The sequence below is a fragment of the Ascidiimonas aurantiaca genome (assembly GCF_037646345.1).
In the GTDB taxonomy this organism is placed as follows: domain Bacteria; phylum Bacteroidota; class Bacteroidia; order Flavobacteriales; family Flavobacteriaceae; genus Ascidiimonas; species Ascidiimonas aurantiaca.
This window is the reverse complement of record NZ_JBBEWR010000009.1, coordinates 1-17293: the sequence shown is the minus strand read 5'-3', so window position 1 is coordinate 17293 and position 17293 is coordinate 1. Positions and strand designations below refer to the sequence as shown.

16 protein-coding genes and 2 tRNA genes are annotated in these 17293 nt (G+C 37.2%); 4 read left to right on the top strand and 14 right to left on the bottom strand.

Annotation, left to right across the window (positions count from 1 at the left end):
• Position 1 precedes the first annotated feature (1 nt).
• The 6 genes from WAO84_RS09995 to sppA all read right to left on the bottom strand — a co-directional run bounded on the left by WAO84_RS09995 (position 2) and on the right by sppA (position 8023).
• Entirely contained in the window at positions 2-1093 is a 1092-nt protein-coding gene (locus tag WAO84_RS09995; RefSeq protein WP_340065483.1) for a hypothetical protein, read from the bottom strand.
• Positions 1083-1514: a MauE/DoxX family redox-associated membrane protein gene (locus WAO84_RS09990; protein WP_340065482.1), complete on the bottom strand. Its 432-nt coding sequence runs from the start codon at positions 1512-1514 to the stop codon at positions 1083-1085. Before WAO84_RS09990 ends, WAO84_RS09995 begins: the two co-directional genes overlap by 11 nt.
• 127 nt (positions 1515-1641) lie before the next feature.
• The gene (locus WAO84_RS09985; RefSeq protein WP_340065480.1) at positions 1642-2184 is read right to left on the bottom strand and encodes a hypothetical protein; all 543 of its coding nucleotides are present in this window, start codon (positions 2182-2184) and stop codon (positions 1642-1644) included.
• Positions 2185-2854: 670 nt separating this feature from the next.
• A complete protein-coding gene (locus WAO84_RS09980) occupies positions 2855-5494 on the bottom strand; it encodes an AsmA family protein (RefSeq protein ID WP_340065479.1) in 2640 nt (879 codons plus the stop codon).
• Positions 5495-5534: 40 nt separating this feature from the next.
• The gene (locus tag WAO84_RS09975) at positions 5535-6251 is read right to left on the bottom strand and encodes a queuosine precursor transporter (RefSeq protein ID WP_340065478.1); all 717 of its coding nucleotides are present in this window, start codon (positions 6249-6251) and stop codon (positions 5535-5537) included.
• 2 nt (positions 6252-6253) lie between these two features.
• Positions 6254-8023: a signal peptide peptidase SppA gene (gene sppA, locus WAO84_RS09970; protein ID WP_340065476.1), complete on the bottom strand. Its 1770-nt coding sequence runs from the start codon at positions 8021-8023 to the stop codon at positions 6254-6256.
• A 76-nt stretch (positions 8024-8099) separates the two neighbouring features.
• Between sppA and folK the strand changes: the two genes are divergently transcribed.
• A complete protein-coding gene (gene folK / locus WAO84_RS09965; RefSeq protein WP_340065474.1) occupies positions 8100-9233 on the top strand; it encodes a 2-amino-4-hydroxy-6-hydroxymethyldihydropteridine diphosphokinase in 1134 nt (377 codons plus the stop codon).
• Positions 9234-9382: 149 nt separating this feature from the next.
• Here folK and WAO84_RS09960 read toward each other — a convergent pair whose 3' ends face one another.
• Complete coding sequence (locus WAO84_RS09960; protein ID WP_340065473.1) at positions 9383-9916, bottom strand: RNA methyltransferase; 534 nt, start codon at positions 9914-9916, stop codon at positions 9383-9385.
• 185 nt (positions 9917-10101) lie between these two features.
• Here WAO84_RS09960 and mutS point away from each other — a divergent pair, with 185 nt between their 5' ends.
• The 3 genes from mutS (at position 10102) to WAO84_RS09945 (ending at position 13004) form a co-directional block, all read left to right on the top strand.
• Positions 10102-12684 carry a DNA mismatch repair protein MutS gene (mutS, locus tag WAO84_RS09955; protein ID WP_340065472.1) on the top strand — a complete coding sequence of 861 codons (2583 nt, stop codon included), beginning with the start codon at positions 10102-10104 and terminating at the stop codon, positions 12682-12684.
• Positions 12685-12795: 111 nt separating this feature from the next.
• Positions 12796-12871, top strand: a tRNA-Gly gene (locus WAO84_RS09950).
• 47 nt (positions 12872-12918) lie between these two features.
• Positions 12919-13004, top strand: a tRNA-Leu gene (locus WAO84_RS09945).
• Positions 13005-13119: 115 nt separating this feature from the next.
• Here the strand turns inward: WAO84_RS09945 and gwsS are convergent.
• The 7 genes from gwsS to WAO84_RS09910 all read right to left on the bottom strand — a co-directional run bounded on the left by gwsS (position 13120) and on the right by WAO84_RS09910 (position 16949).
• Entirely contained in the window at positions 13120-14181 is a 1062-nt protein-coding gene (gene gwsS, locus WAO84_RS09940) for a grasp-with-spasm system SPASM domain peptide maturase (RefSeq protein ID WP_340065471.1), read from the bottom strand.
• A 13-nt stretch (positions 14182-14194) separates the two neighbouring features.
• Positions 14195-14392: a hypothetical protein gene (locus WAO84_RS09935; RefSeq protein ID WP_340065470.1), complete on the bottom strand. Its 198-nt coding sequence runs from the start codon at positions 14390-14392 to the stop codon at positions 14195-14197.
• Positions 14370-15347 (bottom strand): ATP-grasp domain-containing protein, encoded by a 978-nt coding sequence (locus WAO84_RS09930; RefSeq protein WP_340065469.1) that lies wholly within the window; start codon positions 15345-15347, stop codon positions 14370-14372. Before WAO84_RS09930 ends, WAO84_RS09935 begins: the two co-directional genes overlap by 23 nt.
• An 11-nt stretch (positions 15348-15358) precedes the next feature.
• Positions 15359-15745, bottom strand: a complete 387-nt coding sequence (locus tag WAO84_RS09925) for a hypothetical protein (protein WP_340065467.1) — start codon at positions 15743-15745, stop codon at positions 15359-15361.
• 165 nt (positions 15746-15910) lie between these two features.
• Positions 15911-16345, bottom strand: a complete 435-nt coding sequence (locus WAO84_RS09920) for a hypothetical protein (RefSeq protein ID WP_340065466.1) — start codon at positions 16343-16345, stop codon at positions 15911-15913.
• A gap of 139 nt (positions 16346-16484) precedes the next feature.
• Positions 16485-16718, bottom strand: a complete 234-nt coding sequence (locus tag WAO84_RS09915; RefSeq protein WP_340065465.1) for a hypothetical protein — start codon at positions 16716-16718, stop codon at positions 16485-16487.
• 21 nt (positions 16719-16739) lie between these two features.
• Positions 16740-16949, bottom strand: a complete 210-nt coding sequence (locus WAO84_RS09910; RefSeq protein ID WP_340065464.1) for a hypothetical protein — start codon at positions 16947-16949, stop codon at positions 16740-16742.
• Between the last annotated feature and the right edge of the window lie 344 nt (positions 16950-17293).

Here is a 17293-nt window from a genome sequence, read left to right as displayed (position 1 = left end):
ATTAAAGGTTTTTGTTAGTAATTAATTGATCATCATTTATATATCTCGAGAAATCAAAAGATGCAAAGTATGTATCAAAAAGGAAAACAATTCTCTCTTTAGTTCCATAAGTACTCAATATATCATAAGAACTGAATCCTTTGTAATTTGTGCGATAACTGCGTTTATACTCGAAATCGCTTAATGAATAAAAATCGGTAATGATCACATTCGCCTCTTGGGTTCGAGCCGAAAAAACTCCTATTTCACCGTCTCCAAAAAGAAGCCCGTGGTTGTTGTTCCAGGTACTTCCCCGTTTGTAATAATTCATTCCTTCTTTAGATGTAATTACTACAGGGGCAGGGGTTCTGTCTGCCGTATCCATTTCTTTTTTAAAAGTACCTATACTGTTAAAAAAGTATATTTTTGAGTATTTGGTGCAGTAATATACTATAAGATCGTTCGCCGATGATTTTTTAAAATATCCTGAATATTTGAGCATATTCACAGTAATTTTACTTTCTTCATTGTTTTCCAGTGCTTTTACAGGGGTTATCTCATTAGTAGCGGCATCTATTAGATAAAACCCTGTTTCAAAACCGTTACGTTTGTCATATTCAGCTAAACACAAATATTGATTTGGGGTATTAGTTGGTATTAAAGAGGATATTTGTAAGCCTTTGAGATCTATTAACTTTATTTCACCGGTTTCAAAAAAGTATCGATATAGTTTAAATGAAAAAACAAATAGTAATTTTTGAGTATCGGTATAAAGAACATTCACATTTTTTGGAACTACTGCCTTATAGGTACCTAAATTATTAAAGTAGGTGTCATAGTAGTAAAATGAATAGTTTAAAGAGTCTTTTTGCTCGGTTTCTTCATAATCGTAACAAACTACCATGTTCTCGTCTGAAGTTATCCCTAAAACATACTGTGATCTGGAAGGATTTTCAAGTTTATCTGCATACGTCAGTATCTCTTTGGCATCTTTAAAATTCCTTTCAAAACTATAAATCTTAATATTTGGTGAAGTGGTAAAGTTGAGATACACTATCATTAATATAAACACCCCGATAACGGTTAATACTATGGTTAAAAACTTATTTTTCATAAACCCCTTTCTTATATTGCATTAAAACAAAAAGTGCTCCCGCTATTAAGCCCAGATTGACTAAAAGATGGTACTTGTATTGCATTCCGTTAAGTATTCCACCGCATCCGCACACTTCGTATAATTGATTGTAGTTTAAATAGGATATATAAATCGTGAAAGCCATTAACATTGCACTGAAAAGATACAGTCCTAAAACACGTTTAGAGATTAAAATTATGATTAAGATAATTTCAGAAATCACAACGGCATAAGACAAAGGTTCTATGATGTGTTCACTAAAAACCCCGGTTTTGAAAATATTGGTTTGAAAGGAAGACATATTCATCATTTTAAAAAATGATGTATAAGAAAGGAAAAGAATAAGAAAGAGATAAACCATCTCCTTTATAATTCTGGCAAAACTGTTTCCAATTTTCATTTAATTCTAGCTTTTTTTCATATAATTCTTAGCACAAATTACATATAAAATTTCTCGTTTATGTACGTTTTTTCCACACAATATGTTAAAGTTCAAATGGTAAGAAATTACAGATGTATATATAATTTTAGATAAGTCCTCTTCTTTTGGCTTCACTCAACAGGTCCATATCACTAGTGCTCTTATTGCAAAGCACTGTTTTTAGCTTTGCTTTACGTTTTTCTATAGCACTTAATGAAAGAGGAAGATGTTTCGGAATATCTTTTGTTTTAACACCTCTGGCCAGACATTGCAAAATGATTCGGTTATGTTTTTTTAATAAAACCTCTATACCCGAAAGCTGTTTAATTTTTTTTGAAATTAAAGGGCTTACATAGCGGATACCGTTAATAACATTGTTACATGCTGTTTCAAACTCTTCAAAACTGAGATTAAACGTAGTTAGAAAACCATCTGGGACTACTTTTTTTATCATATCATACATACTAATAGCGTCACTACATGATGAGAATATAATAAGTCTGGCGTTGGGTACTTTATTTTTTAAGAGCACTCCCACATCTTCTCCTTTTAGGATACTATCAGATGAGGTAAACACAGAACTCATACTTAAGAGTATGAGATCATACTTCTCGAAGCCCAAAAAATCATTTGATATATGGTTTCTCATATGCTCGTAAGATTTAATTATAGTTAGACTGGAAACTGAAGAAGAGAAAGAATTATTCAAAAAATTTTTATACCCCTCGATAACCAAAAGGTTTTGGTCAATAATTAAAAAATTCATTGGTTTTCAGGTTGTTATTTTTTTATAAAATTATAAGAAAAAATCATTTAATATTAATTTTCTTATAAAATATTAATAATCAACCTTCATGCTTTTAAGTAAAATCATATTTTTTTGTATGGAGAGTAAGCTATATCTGAATAATTCTAATAGAAGAAGATTGTTAAACCTCATTTTGTGAAAAATCAGATCTTATGGGCAAAGAAAAGGTTTACGGTTAATTGGTAAACAGTGAAAGTAATTTCCTCATGTGATCAAGAAATTAAAGAGTTCTGTTTTCTGATTTTTTAATTCAATAATTGAAAAATAGCAATTACCAAAAGCACCGCTCTTACTATAGTATTCATAGAATATGATATGGTTTCGGTTTTTTCTTTCGGATAATGACTTCCCTGGCCATATATGTACAGAGCACTTGTTTTTGCGTATATAAGGCTGTTGTTTTTCACAAAAAATAAGGCGTCATTTCCCTACCCCAGATGGTTATAAATATTGGCCAGACTTTACAACTTCATGGCATTGGTAATTAATCTAAAAAAACCTGAATTACCCCTTATTGTTTATTTACTGAGGTTGTGTCTTTTTCCTTTTTAGTGTTTTTAAGAAGTTTATTAAAAAGTCCGCCGGCCGCTTTTTTAAGCGGGTCAGGCTTCTTTACAGAATCGGTTTGGGTTGTGTCTTTCTTCTGATCTTTACCTAAAAGTCCGCCCAGCGCATCTTTCACGGCATCTTTACCTTTATTTACCAGTTGTTTCTTTTTTCTTTCGGCCAGCTGTTGTGTTAGATTGGTAACTGCCTGTTTGAGGTCTGTACGTATTTCGGGAGCAGTTATGCTTCCTCCTATACTTGCGAGCACCGGTACTGTAATTTCATCCGCTTCCCTGTCTTCTATGCCCGCCAGTAATGAAGATACTTCTTTTCCCAGGTATTTGGCAGGTACATTAAAGGTAGCCTGATAGTTGAGTGATCTGTCAAAACCGTGCCCGCCGGAAACCTCTATAGCCACGTCTTTATATTTTAATTGCAAAGGGCTAATGGTAACCTGCCCGTTCTCAAATGTAAATGATGTTTTAAGGTTGTCCAGATTCACTTCTTTGAGATCTATAAAACTGAGATTATTATCCAGGATATTTAGAGCACTGGAAGATTCCGGACTAAGGGAAGATGCCAGTAACTCTGCAACGGCATCACCACTTATGGTAGAAAGGTTAGGAGTGAGATCACTATTAAGAGCACCAGATAAAGAGAGTGCCGAGTTGAGTTTTCCCTGTATGGCAGCTGCCAAGGGTGAAAGTACTTTAAAAAGCTCCAATGCTTTGAAAGACTCACTAATGTTAAAGGCATTTATACCGAGAGCCATATCAAACACAGGGGTTTCCTGTTTGGTGGAAACACTGCCATTAAGGGCCAGTTGCCCGTCAAAAAGAGAAGAGTTCAGGTTTTTAAGGGAGGCGGTCTCGTCTTTAATCACAAGTGTCCCTTTTACATTTTTAAGTGTAAGGTTATCATAATGTACCTGATCTGCCTGTGCGGTAATGGTACAGTCCAGAAAAGAAGGAATCTTCAGAGCTTCACCATTTTGGCTATTTTGAACATCTTTGGTACCCTCTCTTTCTTCTTCCATCATAAAATCACTTACGGTAAAAGAACCGGAACGAAGGGTAAATACACCTTCCAGATTTTCTTTATTTACCATAAAACCGATAAGATTGTTTATGGTTCCACTGGCCTGAATATCTGAAGTACCTGTGGTGGCATCCAGTTCTTCCAGGGTTACCGTTGTCGGGTTAAAAGTAAGGGCGGTGTTTTTTATGAGCAAAGGGTTTTCCATTTCATCAGACTGGTACTCAAACCCCATTAAGGATATTTGGCCTTTACTACGGGTACGGGCAAAATTTTTAGTTTTAACTGCTTCCATATCAAATGCTGTAGTAACGTCTGCTTCCAGGATGCCTTTAAGGGGGATAGTCAAAGATATAGGGTATGCTTTGCTTACATTGGCAAGATCAAGTCGCCCGTTTATGTCTGCCTGAACATACGGATTGGTAGTGAGGTGCTCAAGGCGGGCTTTTGCATTAAATACGTCTTTATCTATACGAAAGGAAAGTGCCTCTATATCTATGTAAGTGTCATCGGTATTCCCCGTTTTATTAACTACTCTGGTGCGCATCTTGATATCGTTTACTGCTTTGGGCAGGTCGGGGTATTTAAACATAGCATCTTCAGATATTAGAGAAATGTCAAACTGAGGAATACTGTTTTCATCTACCAAGCCATTGATTTCTCCTTTTACGGTAAAATTTCCCCGGGTTTCTATGGTTTCCAGGTTTTTTACGTAGGTTTCCGGGATCACTGCGAGGAAATTACGGAAATCGGAAGATGGGGTTTCAAAAGTAATAGCTACTTCCTGATTGTTTTCATTAACTTTTACAAATCCGTCAAAAACAAGCGGTAATTTATGAACAAAGGCCTCGTTTTCCAGAAAAGAATATTTGTTTTGAGAAAGATCAATTCCCAGAAGTGCATTGAGTTTAACAGGATGTCTGTTCAAGTAATTAATACTATCCATCTCAAACGATACCACTGCCTCCGTACGGGTTTCCAGCTTTGAATTAGTAAGAGAGAGATCCCCTTTTCCTGAATGGTTCATATCTTCAATTACCATATCTATGCCACTCTCCCGGGTGTAATACCGCACTCTTGCATTTGAAATTGAATATTCTTTAAGGGAAAGGGTAAAATCACTCGCTTCTTTGTTTTTACTCCCCTCTTCTATGCTCTTGGGTTTGGCAATGTCATAGTTGGTGTTTCCTTCGGCATCTTCCAGAATGGTAAGCTGTGCTTCATCCAGTGAAAAACTGTGAATATTTAAGGGGGTTCCTGCTCCTTTAAACAACTCCTTTACGGAAAGCTGAAGTTTTAACGTGCCTGCGGCAAACAAAGTATCTCCTTCAAAGGGGGCATGGTTAACCAGTGAGATATTTTTTAGTGCCACAGTAGCTTTCGGGAAATTTCGAAGCAAACTAATATCAGAATCCTCGATAGCCAGGGTCGCATTAAGATTTTTATTGATATTGCTTTTTATAAGCCCTACTATTTTATCTTCAAATAGCATAGGAGCCGCTATAAGAATTACAATAAGAAGGGAAAAAACAATAACTAAAACTTTAAGTATCTTTTTAAACTTTTTCACGATATACCGATTTAATTAGGGCTATAGTTTATATAAATATTTAAATTATTTTTTGAAGGGGTATTTCTTCCCCTAATGCCAATTTAAAGCGCTTTCTAAGAACATATACAAAAAGGTAGAGCAACGGGGTATCCAGAGCGGCTACCATAACTTTAAATACAAAACCGCTAACGAGCAATCCGTAAAACATATGCCAGGGCAACACTTCAAAAACGCACAATAGCAATACTACGGTAAAAGTATCAATGAATTGTGAACTGAATGTAGAAAAATTATTACGTAACCACAAATATTTACCGCCGGTAAGCCGTTTCCAGAAATGATAGATGGTAATATCTATATATTGGGCAAACAGATATGCCAGCATAGAAGCTAAAACGGCAATGGGTGACAATGCAAAGACCGAGGAAAACATTTCATCGCCTACGGGAGATGTAGGTATGGCAGGTACTATATTGGCCAGTAAAATAATTCCCATAGAGAAAAAAGAAGCAAAGATACCGGCAGTAACTACCTGATTTGCCATTTTCTTACCGTAGATCTCTGAAATGAGATCTGTAATAAGAAAGGTAATAGGATAGGGTAATATCCCAACAGATATCTCAAACAGTGGGGCTCCAAAAATCTCTATGTTTCCAAAAGGATGCCAGTAAAAAAACTTTTGGAAAATAAGATTGGAAACTACTAATGAGGTAATAAACAAAGAACCCAGGAAAAGATAGATCCTGAATGCTATTTTCCGGTCTTTTTCAGACATACTTATTGTATTTTGAGTTCGTACGGCAACCGTGCCTGTACCCCACTTTGCCCTGCCAGGTTTTTAATTCTCCGGAGAAGGTTATATGCTTCTGCTCCTATTTCTTCTTTTAAGATACGTTCTTTGCTCATAATACCTGGTATCCCGAATAAGTTTTCAAACATTTCTTCGAAACTGGTTTTATACACAGGATAGCTTACAAGTCCATATTCCTCTACTTGGGCTATTTCTGCGGCATATTTCACTGCATCATCCAGCCCTCCCAATGCATCTACCAACCCAAGATCCAGCGCTTCTACCCCACTCCAGACACGCCCCTGAGCCATACTATCTACCTGGGCAACGGTTAAATTACGTCCTTCGGCAACACGTTGCAAAAATGTGTCGTATATGGTTTCTATACCTTCTTTTGCTTCTGTGTAATACGCTTCAGACATAGGTTCAAAAACCGAATACCCCAAAGATTGTTCATGGGTGGTTACCTGCTCTGCATTAATACCTATCTTATCTGCAAGTCCTTTTATATTGGGTAAAACACTAAACACTCCTATAGAGCCGGTTATGGTAGTAGGTTCTGCAAATATTTTTTCGGCTCCCACTCCCAGATAATACCCGCCGGAAGCAGCCACATTTCCCATAGAAACTACTACGGGCTTTTCTTTTTTGGTAACTTCTACTTCACGCCATATAATATCTGAGGCCAGCGCACTACCCCCGGGAGAATCAATACGTAAAACAATGGCTTTGACCTTGCTGTCTTCCCTGGCTTCCTTAAGTGATTTGGCAATAATACCCTGACCAATTGCCTCATCATTCCCTTCACCATAGAGAATATCTCCCTGCGCATAGATAACCGCTATTCTATTGGCGCGTTTTTTTACTTTATTTTTACTTTGGGCATATTCCGAATATTCTTCTAAGGAAATGAACTCTACATCCTGGGTAGCATCTGCCATTAGTACATTTGCAATGGTTTTGAGATACTCGTCATGGTACAGTGATCTGTCTATGAGGCCCGATCGTACGGCCAATTCGGGAGTACGTGCTCCCAATTCATCGGCAATACGATTTAGGGTTTGTTTATCAACTCCCCGATCGCGAGATACATCGTCTATCATTTCATTCCACAAGGCATGTAATAAAACTGAAATCTGCTCACGGTTAGCATCGCTCATCTTATTTGACAAAAAGGGCTCTACGGCACTTTTATATTTTCCGTGACGCACTACTTCCATAGAGATCCCTGATTTTTCCTGAATATCTTTAAAATATAACACTTCTGAGGCCAGCCCTCTAAAAAACAATTCGCCATGAGGGTTTACAAATACAGAATCTGCCACCGAGGCGAGATAATATTCTTTTTGCCCGTAAATATCAGCATACGCATACACAAATTTACCCGATTCTTTAAAATCAATAAGTGCTTCTCTAAGCGCTTTTATCTGTGCCAACCCCGCGATCATAAAATCGGCATGAATGTTTATTCCTTTTATTTTATCGTCATTTTTTGCATGGGCAATGGCCTGTAATGCATGATTTAACCCATTGTAGTTCTCAAAAGTATAATCCAACTCCTCAAAAAGGTATTTACCCCCGTAATCTTTTAACGGCTCTTTAAAAGAGACGGTCAATACTGAGTTGTTTTTTACTTTTACGGTCTCTTCAGACCCTGCACTTAAGAGAGCAATAAACATGAAGAATACTACAAAAAGAATACCTGCTGCAATGAGTACCCCGAGTGTAGCAGAGAGTACATTTTTAAGAAAATTCATAGCGTCAAAACTTATTAACAATAACAAGCAAAGATAATTGTTTGTGAATTTGTTTTACTTACTTTGCCTTTCTATTATGAAAAGTTTAAGAAGGGTATATATCTCTTTAGGCAGTAATATTGGGGACCGGTGGCAAAATCTAAAATCGGCATTACAGGCACTTGATAAAAATGCAGGAACGGTAAAGGCCGCTTCAGGGGTATATGAAAGTCCGTCCTGGGGCTTTAAAAGTGACCCATTTCTAAATGCCTGTATAGCTTTGGACACAGAACTGTCTCCCGATGAATTACTACAGAAATGCATTGAAATTGAAAAATCACAAGGCAGAGAGCGCTCTTCTACCTCTGGTTACCAGGCCCGAACCCTAGATATTGACATACTGTTTTACAATGACCAGGTTCTGGAAAAAGACATTTTAAAAATACCTCATCCGCAGTTGCAAAACAGAAGGTTTGTACTGTTGCCCCTGGCTGATATTGCTCCGGGTAAAGTACACCCTACTTTAAAAAAACCGGTTATAGACCTTCTTCATGAATGTACTGATAAAAGCCTGCTACGGCAAACACATCATACTTTTGAGATAAATCGTAAAAATGATTTTTCCCGGTTCAATTTTGTTGCTATAGAAGGAAACATTGGGTCTGGAAAAACCACTCTGGCTACCAAAATAGCCAATGACTTTAATGGAAAGCTCATATTGGAGCGATTTGCAGACAATCCGTTTTTACCTAAATTTTATGAAGACCGAAACCGATATGCGTTTCCGTTAGAAATGTCTTTTCTGGCAGACCGGTATCAACAATTTACCGAAGATACTTCACAGCACGACCTTTTCTATCATTTTATGGTAAGTGATTACGATATTTTTAAATCGCTCATCTTTGCAAGGGTCACGTTGCAGGAAGAAGAGTTTAAACTCTACCGTAAACTTTTTAATCTTATGTATAAAGAGGCGGTAAAACCTGATCTGTATGTTTATCTCTATCAAAATACTGAGAGGTTACTTGAAAACATAAGAAAAAGAGGGCGGGATTATGAAAAAAACATTCCTGCAAGCTACCTGGAAGAAATTAATCAGGGATATTTTGAATTTATGAAAACACATAAAGATCAAAAAATACTGATACTGGATATTTCAGATAAAGACTTTGTAAAGAACAGCACTGATTATCAGGAAATAATTTACAAAATACACGATTTTGTCGATTAAACTATACGAAAAAATATTTTTTAAGACTTTTTTTGCATTTATCAAAAAGGTTTGTTTACTTAGTTCACTCAAAAACAGAAAACTAGCTAACTTTACTTAATAAATCAACACCAGGGATCCTTTTGTAAAGGATCCTTTTTTAATGCCTGTTATCGTAATTGCATTTTACTAAACATATCCCACAGAACGATACCTGCACTTACCGAAATATTTAGAGAGTGTTTTGTACCAAATTGAGGTATTTCAAGTACTCCGTGACATGCGGTGACTACTTCCTGTGAGACCCCTTTCACTTCGTTCCCAAAAACTAACACGTAGTGTTTTGTAGTCTCGGGAGTAAAAGTATGTAGCATTTGAGCCCCCTCTGCCTGTTCTACTGCAAGAGTAATCCTATTTTCTTCTTTAAGGCGTTGAATAAGGTCCAAGGTATTTTCTGCGTAGGCCCAGTTCACACTTTCGGTGGCGCCCAATGCTGTTTTGTGTATGTCTTTATGAGGGGGTGTAGCCGTAATACCACACAGCCAGATCTTCGCAATACGAAAGGCATCTGCAGTACGAAATACAGATCCAATATTGTTAAGGCTGCGTATATTATCCAGAACTATCGTAACGGGAGTTTTAGGTGCTGCTTTAAAATCAGACACTTCCATACGCTGGAGTTCATGGTTACTCAATTTTCTCATATCTGTTATTTTTTAAGACCATAGGAAAAAAAACTTCCTTTTCTTCCTGTTTTTGTTTACAAACAAACCTGTAGGTTCGGGCAGGATTCGCCCAAAAAAAGTAACTTCGCAGTTGATTATATTTTTTGCAAAAATAACCTAATAAAAATACATTGGCAGCCAAAAGCAAGAAAGAAACACCCTTAATGAAACAGTTCAACCAGATCAAGGCAAAGTATCCTGATGCCATGTTGTTGTTTCGGGTGGGTGATTTTTATGAAACCTTTGGAGAAGATGCAGTAAAGGCTTCCCGCATACTGGGTATTGTACTCACTCACAGGAATAACGGAGGCGATAGAACAGAACTGGCCGGTTTTCCGCACCACTCTATGAACACCTACCTTCCCAAACTGGTAAAGGCGGGAGAGCGGGTGGCGATCTGTGACCAACTCGAGGACCCAAAACTGACTAAAACCATTGTAAAAAGAGGGGTTACTGAACTGGTTACGCCCGGAGTGGCTTTGAATGATGATATTTTACACTCCCGGCAAAATAATTTTCTTTGTGCCCTTCACTTTGGGAAAAAAGCTTTGGGTATAGCTTTTCTCGATGTTTCCACCGGAGAATTTCTTACAGCACAGGGGCCCCCGGAACATATTGATAAACTACTGCAGAATTTTTCTCCCAGTGAGGTACTGGTTTCTAAAAATAACAAGCTCCTTTTTTTAGATACATTTGGAAAAAACCATCATATCTTCTTTCTGGATGACTGGGTTTTTAAAGAAGATTATGCCAATGAAACACTTACCGTACATTTTCAGACCAATTCACTTAAAGGTTTTGGTATAGACCACCTTAACGAAGCTATTATTGCCTCCGGGGCGGCCCTTCACTACCTCTCAGAAACCCGGCACAGCCAATTAGGCCATATTACCACTATAAGCCGAATTGCTGAAGAGCAACATGTATGGATGGATCGTTTTACTATTCGCAACCTGGAATTATACCACTCTGCTGCTCAAAATGCCGTTACCCTGCTCGAGGTTATAGACCGTACCCTGTCTCCTATGGGAGGAAGGCTTTTAAAGCGCTGGCTGGCCCTTCCTTTAAAAGATCCCGAGGCTATTGCTCAAAGACATGACGTAGTAGGGTTGCTGTTGGCTCAAGATGAGCTCAATGAGCGTATTCGTGAACATATTAAGCAGATAAGTGACCTTGAAAGGCTTATTAGCAAAGTAGCCACCGGAAAGATCAATCCGCGGGAAGTAATACATCTTAAAAATTCGCTGGAAGCCCTTATCCCCATTAAGAGTGTCACCATGAATTCTGAACAGACAGTTCTGAAAACTATAGGGAAAAAACTCAACCCTTGCGATGCTTTACGCGATCGCATAAAACAAACTCTTTTGGAAGAGGCACCTGTACAACTTACTAAAGGTAATGTAATTGCTCCGGGATTTTCTGAGGAGCTTGATGAACTTCGCAATCTCTCTTCTTCCGGAAAAGCGTATCTGGATGCTATGCTGGAACGTGAAACGCAACGTACCGGGATCACTTCTCTTAAAATTGCATTCAACAACGTTTTCGGGTACTATATTGAAGTACGCAATACCCATAAAGATAAAGTGCCCGGAGAATGGATACGCAAGCAGACTTTGGTAAGTGCCGAAAGGTATATTACAGAAGAGCTCAAAGAATATGAGACCAAGATACTGGGAGCCGAAGAAAAAATACAACAGCTCGAACAGCAATATTTTTCAGAACTGGTAACAAACCTTCGGGATTTTATCGTTCCGGTACAGGAAAACGCTTTGTTGATAGCACAGCTAGACTGCCTTTCGGGCTTTGCCAAACTGGCTTCTGAAAACCGCTATGTACAACCCGAGATGAATTCTTCATTTGAACTGGATATACGCAACGGGCGTCACCCGGTAATTGAGAAGCAACTGCCTCCCGGCGAGATGTATATAGCCAATGATGTATATCTGGATCGTGAGAAACAGCAAATTATCATGATCACCGGGCCCAATATGAGTGGTAAATCGGCTATACTCCGGCAAACGGCTCTAATTGTACTTCTTGCTCAAATGGGTAGTTTTATACCGGCAGAACAGGCAACCATTGGGGTTATTGACAAGATCTTTACACGTGTAGGGGCCAGTGATAATATTTCTATGGGAGAATCTACTTTTATGGTAGAGATGAACGAAACGGCTTCTATTCTGAATAATATTTCTGAACGCAGTCTGGTACTGCTGGATGAGATCGGTCGCGGTACCAGTACCTATGACGGTATTTCTATTGCCTGGGCCATCTCCGAATATTTACACGAACATCCGGCCCGGCCCAAAACGCTCTTTGCCACCCATTATCACGAACTCAATGAAATGACTGAAACCTTTGGGCGTATTAAAAACTTCAACGTTTCGGTAAAAGAACTGGAAGATAAAGTACTTTTTATTCGTAAACTGGTGCCCGGTGGCAGCCATCACAGTTTTGGTATTCACGTAGCCCGTATGGCAGGTATGCCACAACAGGTACTAAGCCGTGCCAATAAGATCCTGAAAAAACTGGAAAGGTCACATTCGGGAGAAGAACTTACAGATACCCTGCGAACTGTTCCGGATGATATGCAACTGAGCTTCTTTAATCTGGATGACCCGTTATTGGAGGAGATACGGGACGAGATCATGCAAACAGATATAGATACCTTAACCCCGGTAGAAGCCCTTATGAAACTTAATGAAATAAAAAGAATGCTAAAAAAGACCCGAAAAGGTTCCTTATAAATTAGTCAATTACTTTTTTGCACTCCTTTTTCAAAAAAAATGCTTTGCTTTTTATAGAATTATATTAAATTTGCATCCGCGTTAAAGCATTGCACGTTCTTTACACACTATGCGAAAATAGCTCAGTTGGTAGAGCGCAACCTTGCCAAGGTTGAGGTCGCGGGTTCGAATCCCGTTTTTCGCTCCAGAGATCGCTGACCTTATCAGCGATTTTTATTTTAGACCATCTGATGGGCTCGGGTGGTGGAATTGGTAGACACGCTGGACTTAAAATCCAGTGGGCAGTAATGTCCGTATGGGTTCAAGTCCCATCCCGAGTACAATAAAAGCCGAGATATATATCCCGGCTTTTTTTATTTACCAGGCTAATTGCTTATGCCCCGATTACAGTTTTTTAAGAATAAAGAAACGAGTGTTGGTATCAACCAAATACAATTATAAAAGCTCATCCTTAAGTCCATAATACTTAATAGCCTTTTCCTTTAGAGGGTGGGTGCTCCATTCTTCCCACTCAGCAGTATAAGGGTTGTACCCGCATTTTAAGGGTTTTGAATACATATCAACAGGGTCTTCCAGATAGGCTCTGCAATCGGTACATATATGCCTGAATTCGCAATCTTTACATACATGGATTTGATCTTTATCAATATTCCACACCTTTCTAAAGTCTTTGTTTTCTATGACATCTTCTAAGTTAATATCACTTATATGTCCGTAATTATTCGTGAAGGAAGGACAATTTTTAATATAACCTTCTTTATCAACAGATATTTTTCGATTAAGACATGAATTGAATTGGAGAGATTCAGTAAAGAGCTTTAGATTGATAGCAAAAAATGAAGAATCTATCATTCCGCAACCTCTTTCGTCTATAACTTCTTCTTCTGTAAAAACAATATATCCTCTTTTGTCAAATAAAGGAGGACAAAATCGCGAACTTTTGGCATTATACTGTCTGAGTGAAGTCAATCTTGGGTAAACGGAAAATAACCTTGCACTTTCTGATTCCTGAAATTCAAGTGAAAATGGTAATACCGCTTCTATTGATAGAATTGAAGATTCAACACGGTCTAAATACGTAACAATAGTTTCAATTTCGCTGCGCTTTACCAGTCTAAAAAAACGTAACTCCAAATGTTTACACTGTAAATCAGAAAGCTGAGAAAGTACGGGAAAAACATCATACTTTTTTTCGTGTCCAATATCTATTATAGCATTGGTAATACGCGTTGGTTCTGACCATCTTCTGGATAGCCCGGGGAATAAAGCAGGGGTGTCGGTAAAAAAAATAAACTCTTTTTCCAGTAAAAAATCAAAATATTCATCGATAATATCGTCATACTTATTTTCGTATACCTTCTTAATATATTGAATACTTTTCCCGTTATACCTAAGGAGAATATCATAAAGGTCATTGGGAATGAATTCAAGGTCGTTCCGTTGTAAATCGCAAATAACGCTTCTCACGGCTCCCTTAACGGGTATACAGTTTGCCATGAGTTTAAAACATCTACCCTTCATTATCAAATTCTCTAATAGGTATGATTTTGGAAATAGGTTTATAAAAGTTTTCTACAAATACCCTTTGTGATTGAACATGGTGTATCGCTGCATATGCAGTAACTGGTTTACTTGTGCCTGAAGCTTTGACTTCTGCATTTTGAAAGGTGACGGGTAACTTTCCTTTAAGTTCTGTTATTGACTTCATAGTCATTTAAATAGTTAGCGATTTTTTCTTCAATGTAATAATTGCAGTTTTTTGATAACCAGTCCAATTGTCCCTGGGGATTCACTTCCAGAAAATAGTATTCCTGCTCAGGACTCACTATGAGATCAATAGACCCTGATGTAAGCTTCGATATTCTAATAAAGTTTCTTATTTTTCTGTCCATTTCTGCCGGAAGTTGAAAAGGTACATTCCTATTAGGCTTTTTTACATTGTAATTTCTATAATCAATTCTCGTTTTTTCATCTGCCTGTGAAAAGATGGCCATGGAAAACAACTCGTCCAAAAAGAAAAATATTCTTATCTCATATTCTTTAAAAATCATTTTTTGAAATAGTGAAGGAAAAAAATGATCCTGCATTTCATCAAGGATTTGTGTAGTAAATTTAAAAGTTCCTCCAGACGACCATACTTTTTTACCTTCATATAGATGAATAGGGTATCTGATATCTTTGCAGATTACATGAACCTCCTGTTCTAAAAATTTTTTTAATGTTTTCTTCGATGAGGTAATTAAGGTTTCCGGTATTTGAAGGCCCGCTTTCATAGCAATTTCCAGATATTGGATTTTGTAATTTTCAATTTCATCAAAATATGAGCCAATGTATTTTGCTTCTGCCTTAAATCTCTCCTCCAGACTTTTAAGAATACTTTCCTCTTCTTTTTTAAGATATCCATATACATTGTAAGCAGAGTTTCTAAGCTCTAAAGGCATAAGCCTGGGGGTACCTCTTCTATGCCAAACAATACAGATATCCTGAAGTATATGCTCATTACCTATCGTTAACTGTGTCTTTTTCTGATTTCCCAAATGAAAGGCTTCCAGAATAGTGAAGTCTTCTCCATTAACCCTCTTAAAGTTAGCCCCTAAATAATAAAGATATTCGGAAACAATGTTACACGTCACATCATTGGATTCACCTATTACCAGAATCATTGTTTTGAAAATTAGTTAAAACTAAATGGCTGCCCGGTTCGGCCATTTACATTCCATAGAATCAGGGAATACTCTGCTTTACCAATTCTTTGTGCTTCCAGCTCTTTTTGAAGTAATGGTTTTATATCCTGATGGTATTTTTCAGTGGCATGATGAAATATTAACCAAACGGGTTCAGGAATTCCCGTTCTGGTTGGATATGGAAATCCGTACTCTTTGGTAAAAGCAATAAGTTTGCGCGTATTCTGATCATCAATTTCTTCCTGTAAAGACCAGAGGGAATCCCTTATTACCTCATAATTTAGGTCAGCACTATTGAGATTCCTGATCATACCTCGATATTTTTGATCGCCATCCATCATTTCACATAAAAATTCTTTTAACTTAACTTTATCCAATAGAGATATCTTACTATCCAATGTTTCATATGTTATTGGTTTGGAGGTACAACTCAAAAATGCACTTAAGGAAAGTATTAAAATGAAAGCCTTTACCATAAAAGTTTTAAGTATTTAATTAAGAATTTGTTTTTAGCATTAGTAAGCAGGGGCAATTGTACTATTTTAATAAACCACTTTTCCATTTTTGTCCATCATAGGAGGCATTGATCTTCTTCCTTCCAGATGCCATTGTATATATGCATATTCATACTCTGAGATCCGTTTATTGTGATATTCTGCATTGAGTAAAACTCTAATCTTCTCATGATATTCTTCTGCGGAGTGTACAAAAATGAAATATGCTTTTGCCTTTTTTTCATTGAGTCTTTCTCTACTGGGAAACCCGTACTTAGAGGTCATTTCAATAAGACGAATTGTATTTTTTTTATCAATTTCCAACATGAGCGCAATTAAACTATCTCGCCTGGTAATATAAGCCTGGTAACGATTTCCCAAAAATTCCTTTTTATTTACAATAAACCCTCTTTCCGGGGAAACCCCGAAAAGAGAGTCATTAACAGCCAGTGCTTTTCGAATAGACTGGTCTTTATTATACATCTCGTTTATTTCTTTTCTTATAAGATGTAGGGTACTCTCATTAAGATCATACTTTGAACCACAAGAAACTAAGATTATTTGTAGAAAAAAGACCCATAAAAAAGAATTCGACAAACACCTCACCGCCATACTGCATAATTTAAACACAGCCTCCACTGCTTCCGCAATCTCTTTCAGTACATAAAGATCCGGACTCATTAGCTTGTCTTTGCCCATCACCATTCAAGTCATCAAATGCATCATGAACATGTGTTATGCAGCCACCTGATGATTCTGCCCAATAGGATGTAACCCAACCACCCCCAAGTACTGAATTAATTTTATTTGCCTTTTTAATGATAATATTATCTCTAAATGATTTTAAACTTTTCATAAAATTGAATTTAAGTTATTATCAACAGCTTATTTCTGTACAACTGCTTCCACTTTCATCAACATCCCAAACACCATTACAGTTAGCATCTTGATAAATGTCACTAGTTGTTACCGTGCAGCCGGCAGCATCTTGCGTTACACTATGGGAACGTGCACCGCCATTAATGTTATAAACACTGGCGACTTCTCTTTTTATTTCTTTTTTTCTTAAGTTACTTAAAGACTCCATGTCTGATTTTTTATATTTTTCCTACTCTTTTAAGGATTTTCGGTTTCTCCTGATACTAATTTGCTCGAACATGCTGGTATCTTTTTCCAAAATTGAAAAATAAGAATGATACCGCCAAAATAATTTCTGTTCTAAATTGTTAGATTTTCTTACTATTATTAGTGAGCAAATAACTCTAAGTCGCACAAAATAAGCAGTTTAGCATGCCATTTTAATTCAACTTTTTTTTTACAAATTCTCTAAAATAATTCAACCTGATAAAAAAATCGGGAATATGTGTCTGAAGCCTTACCCTTTTTAGGACAATGCTAAATTCATAAAAATATCTTTATCGTTGACCGTTT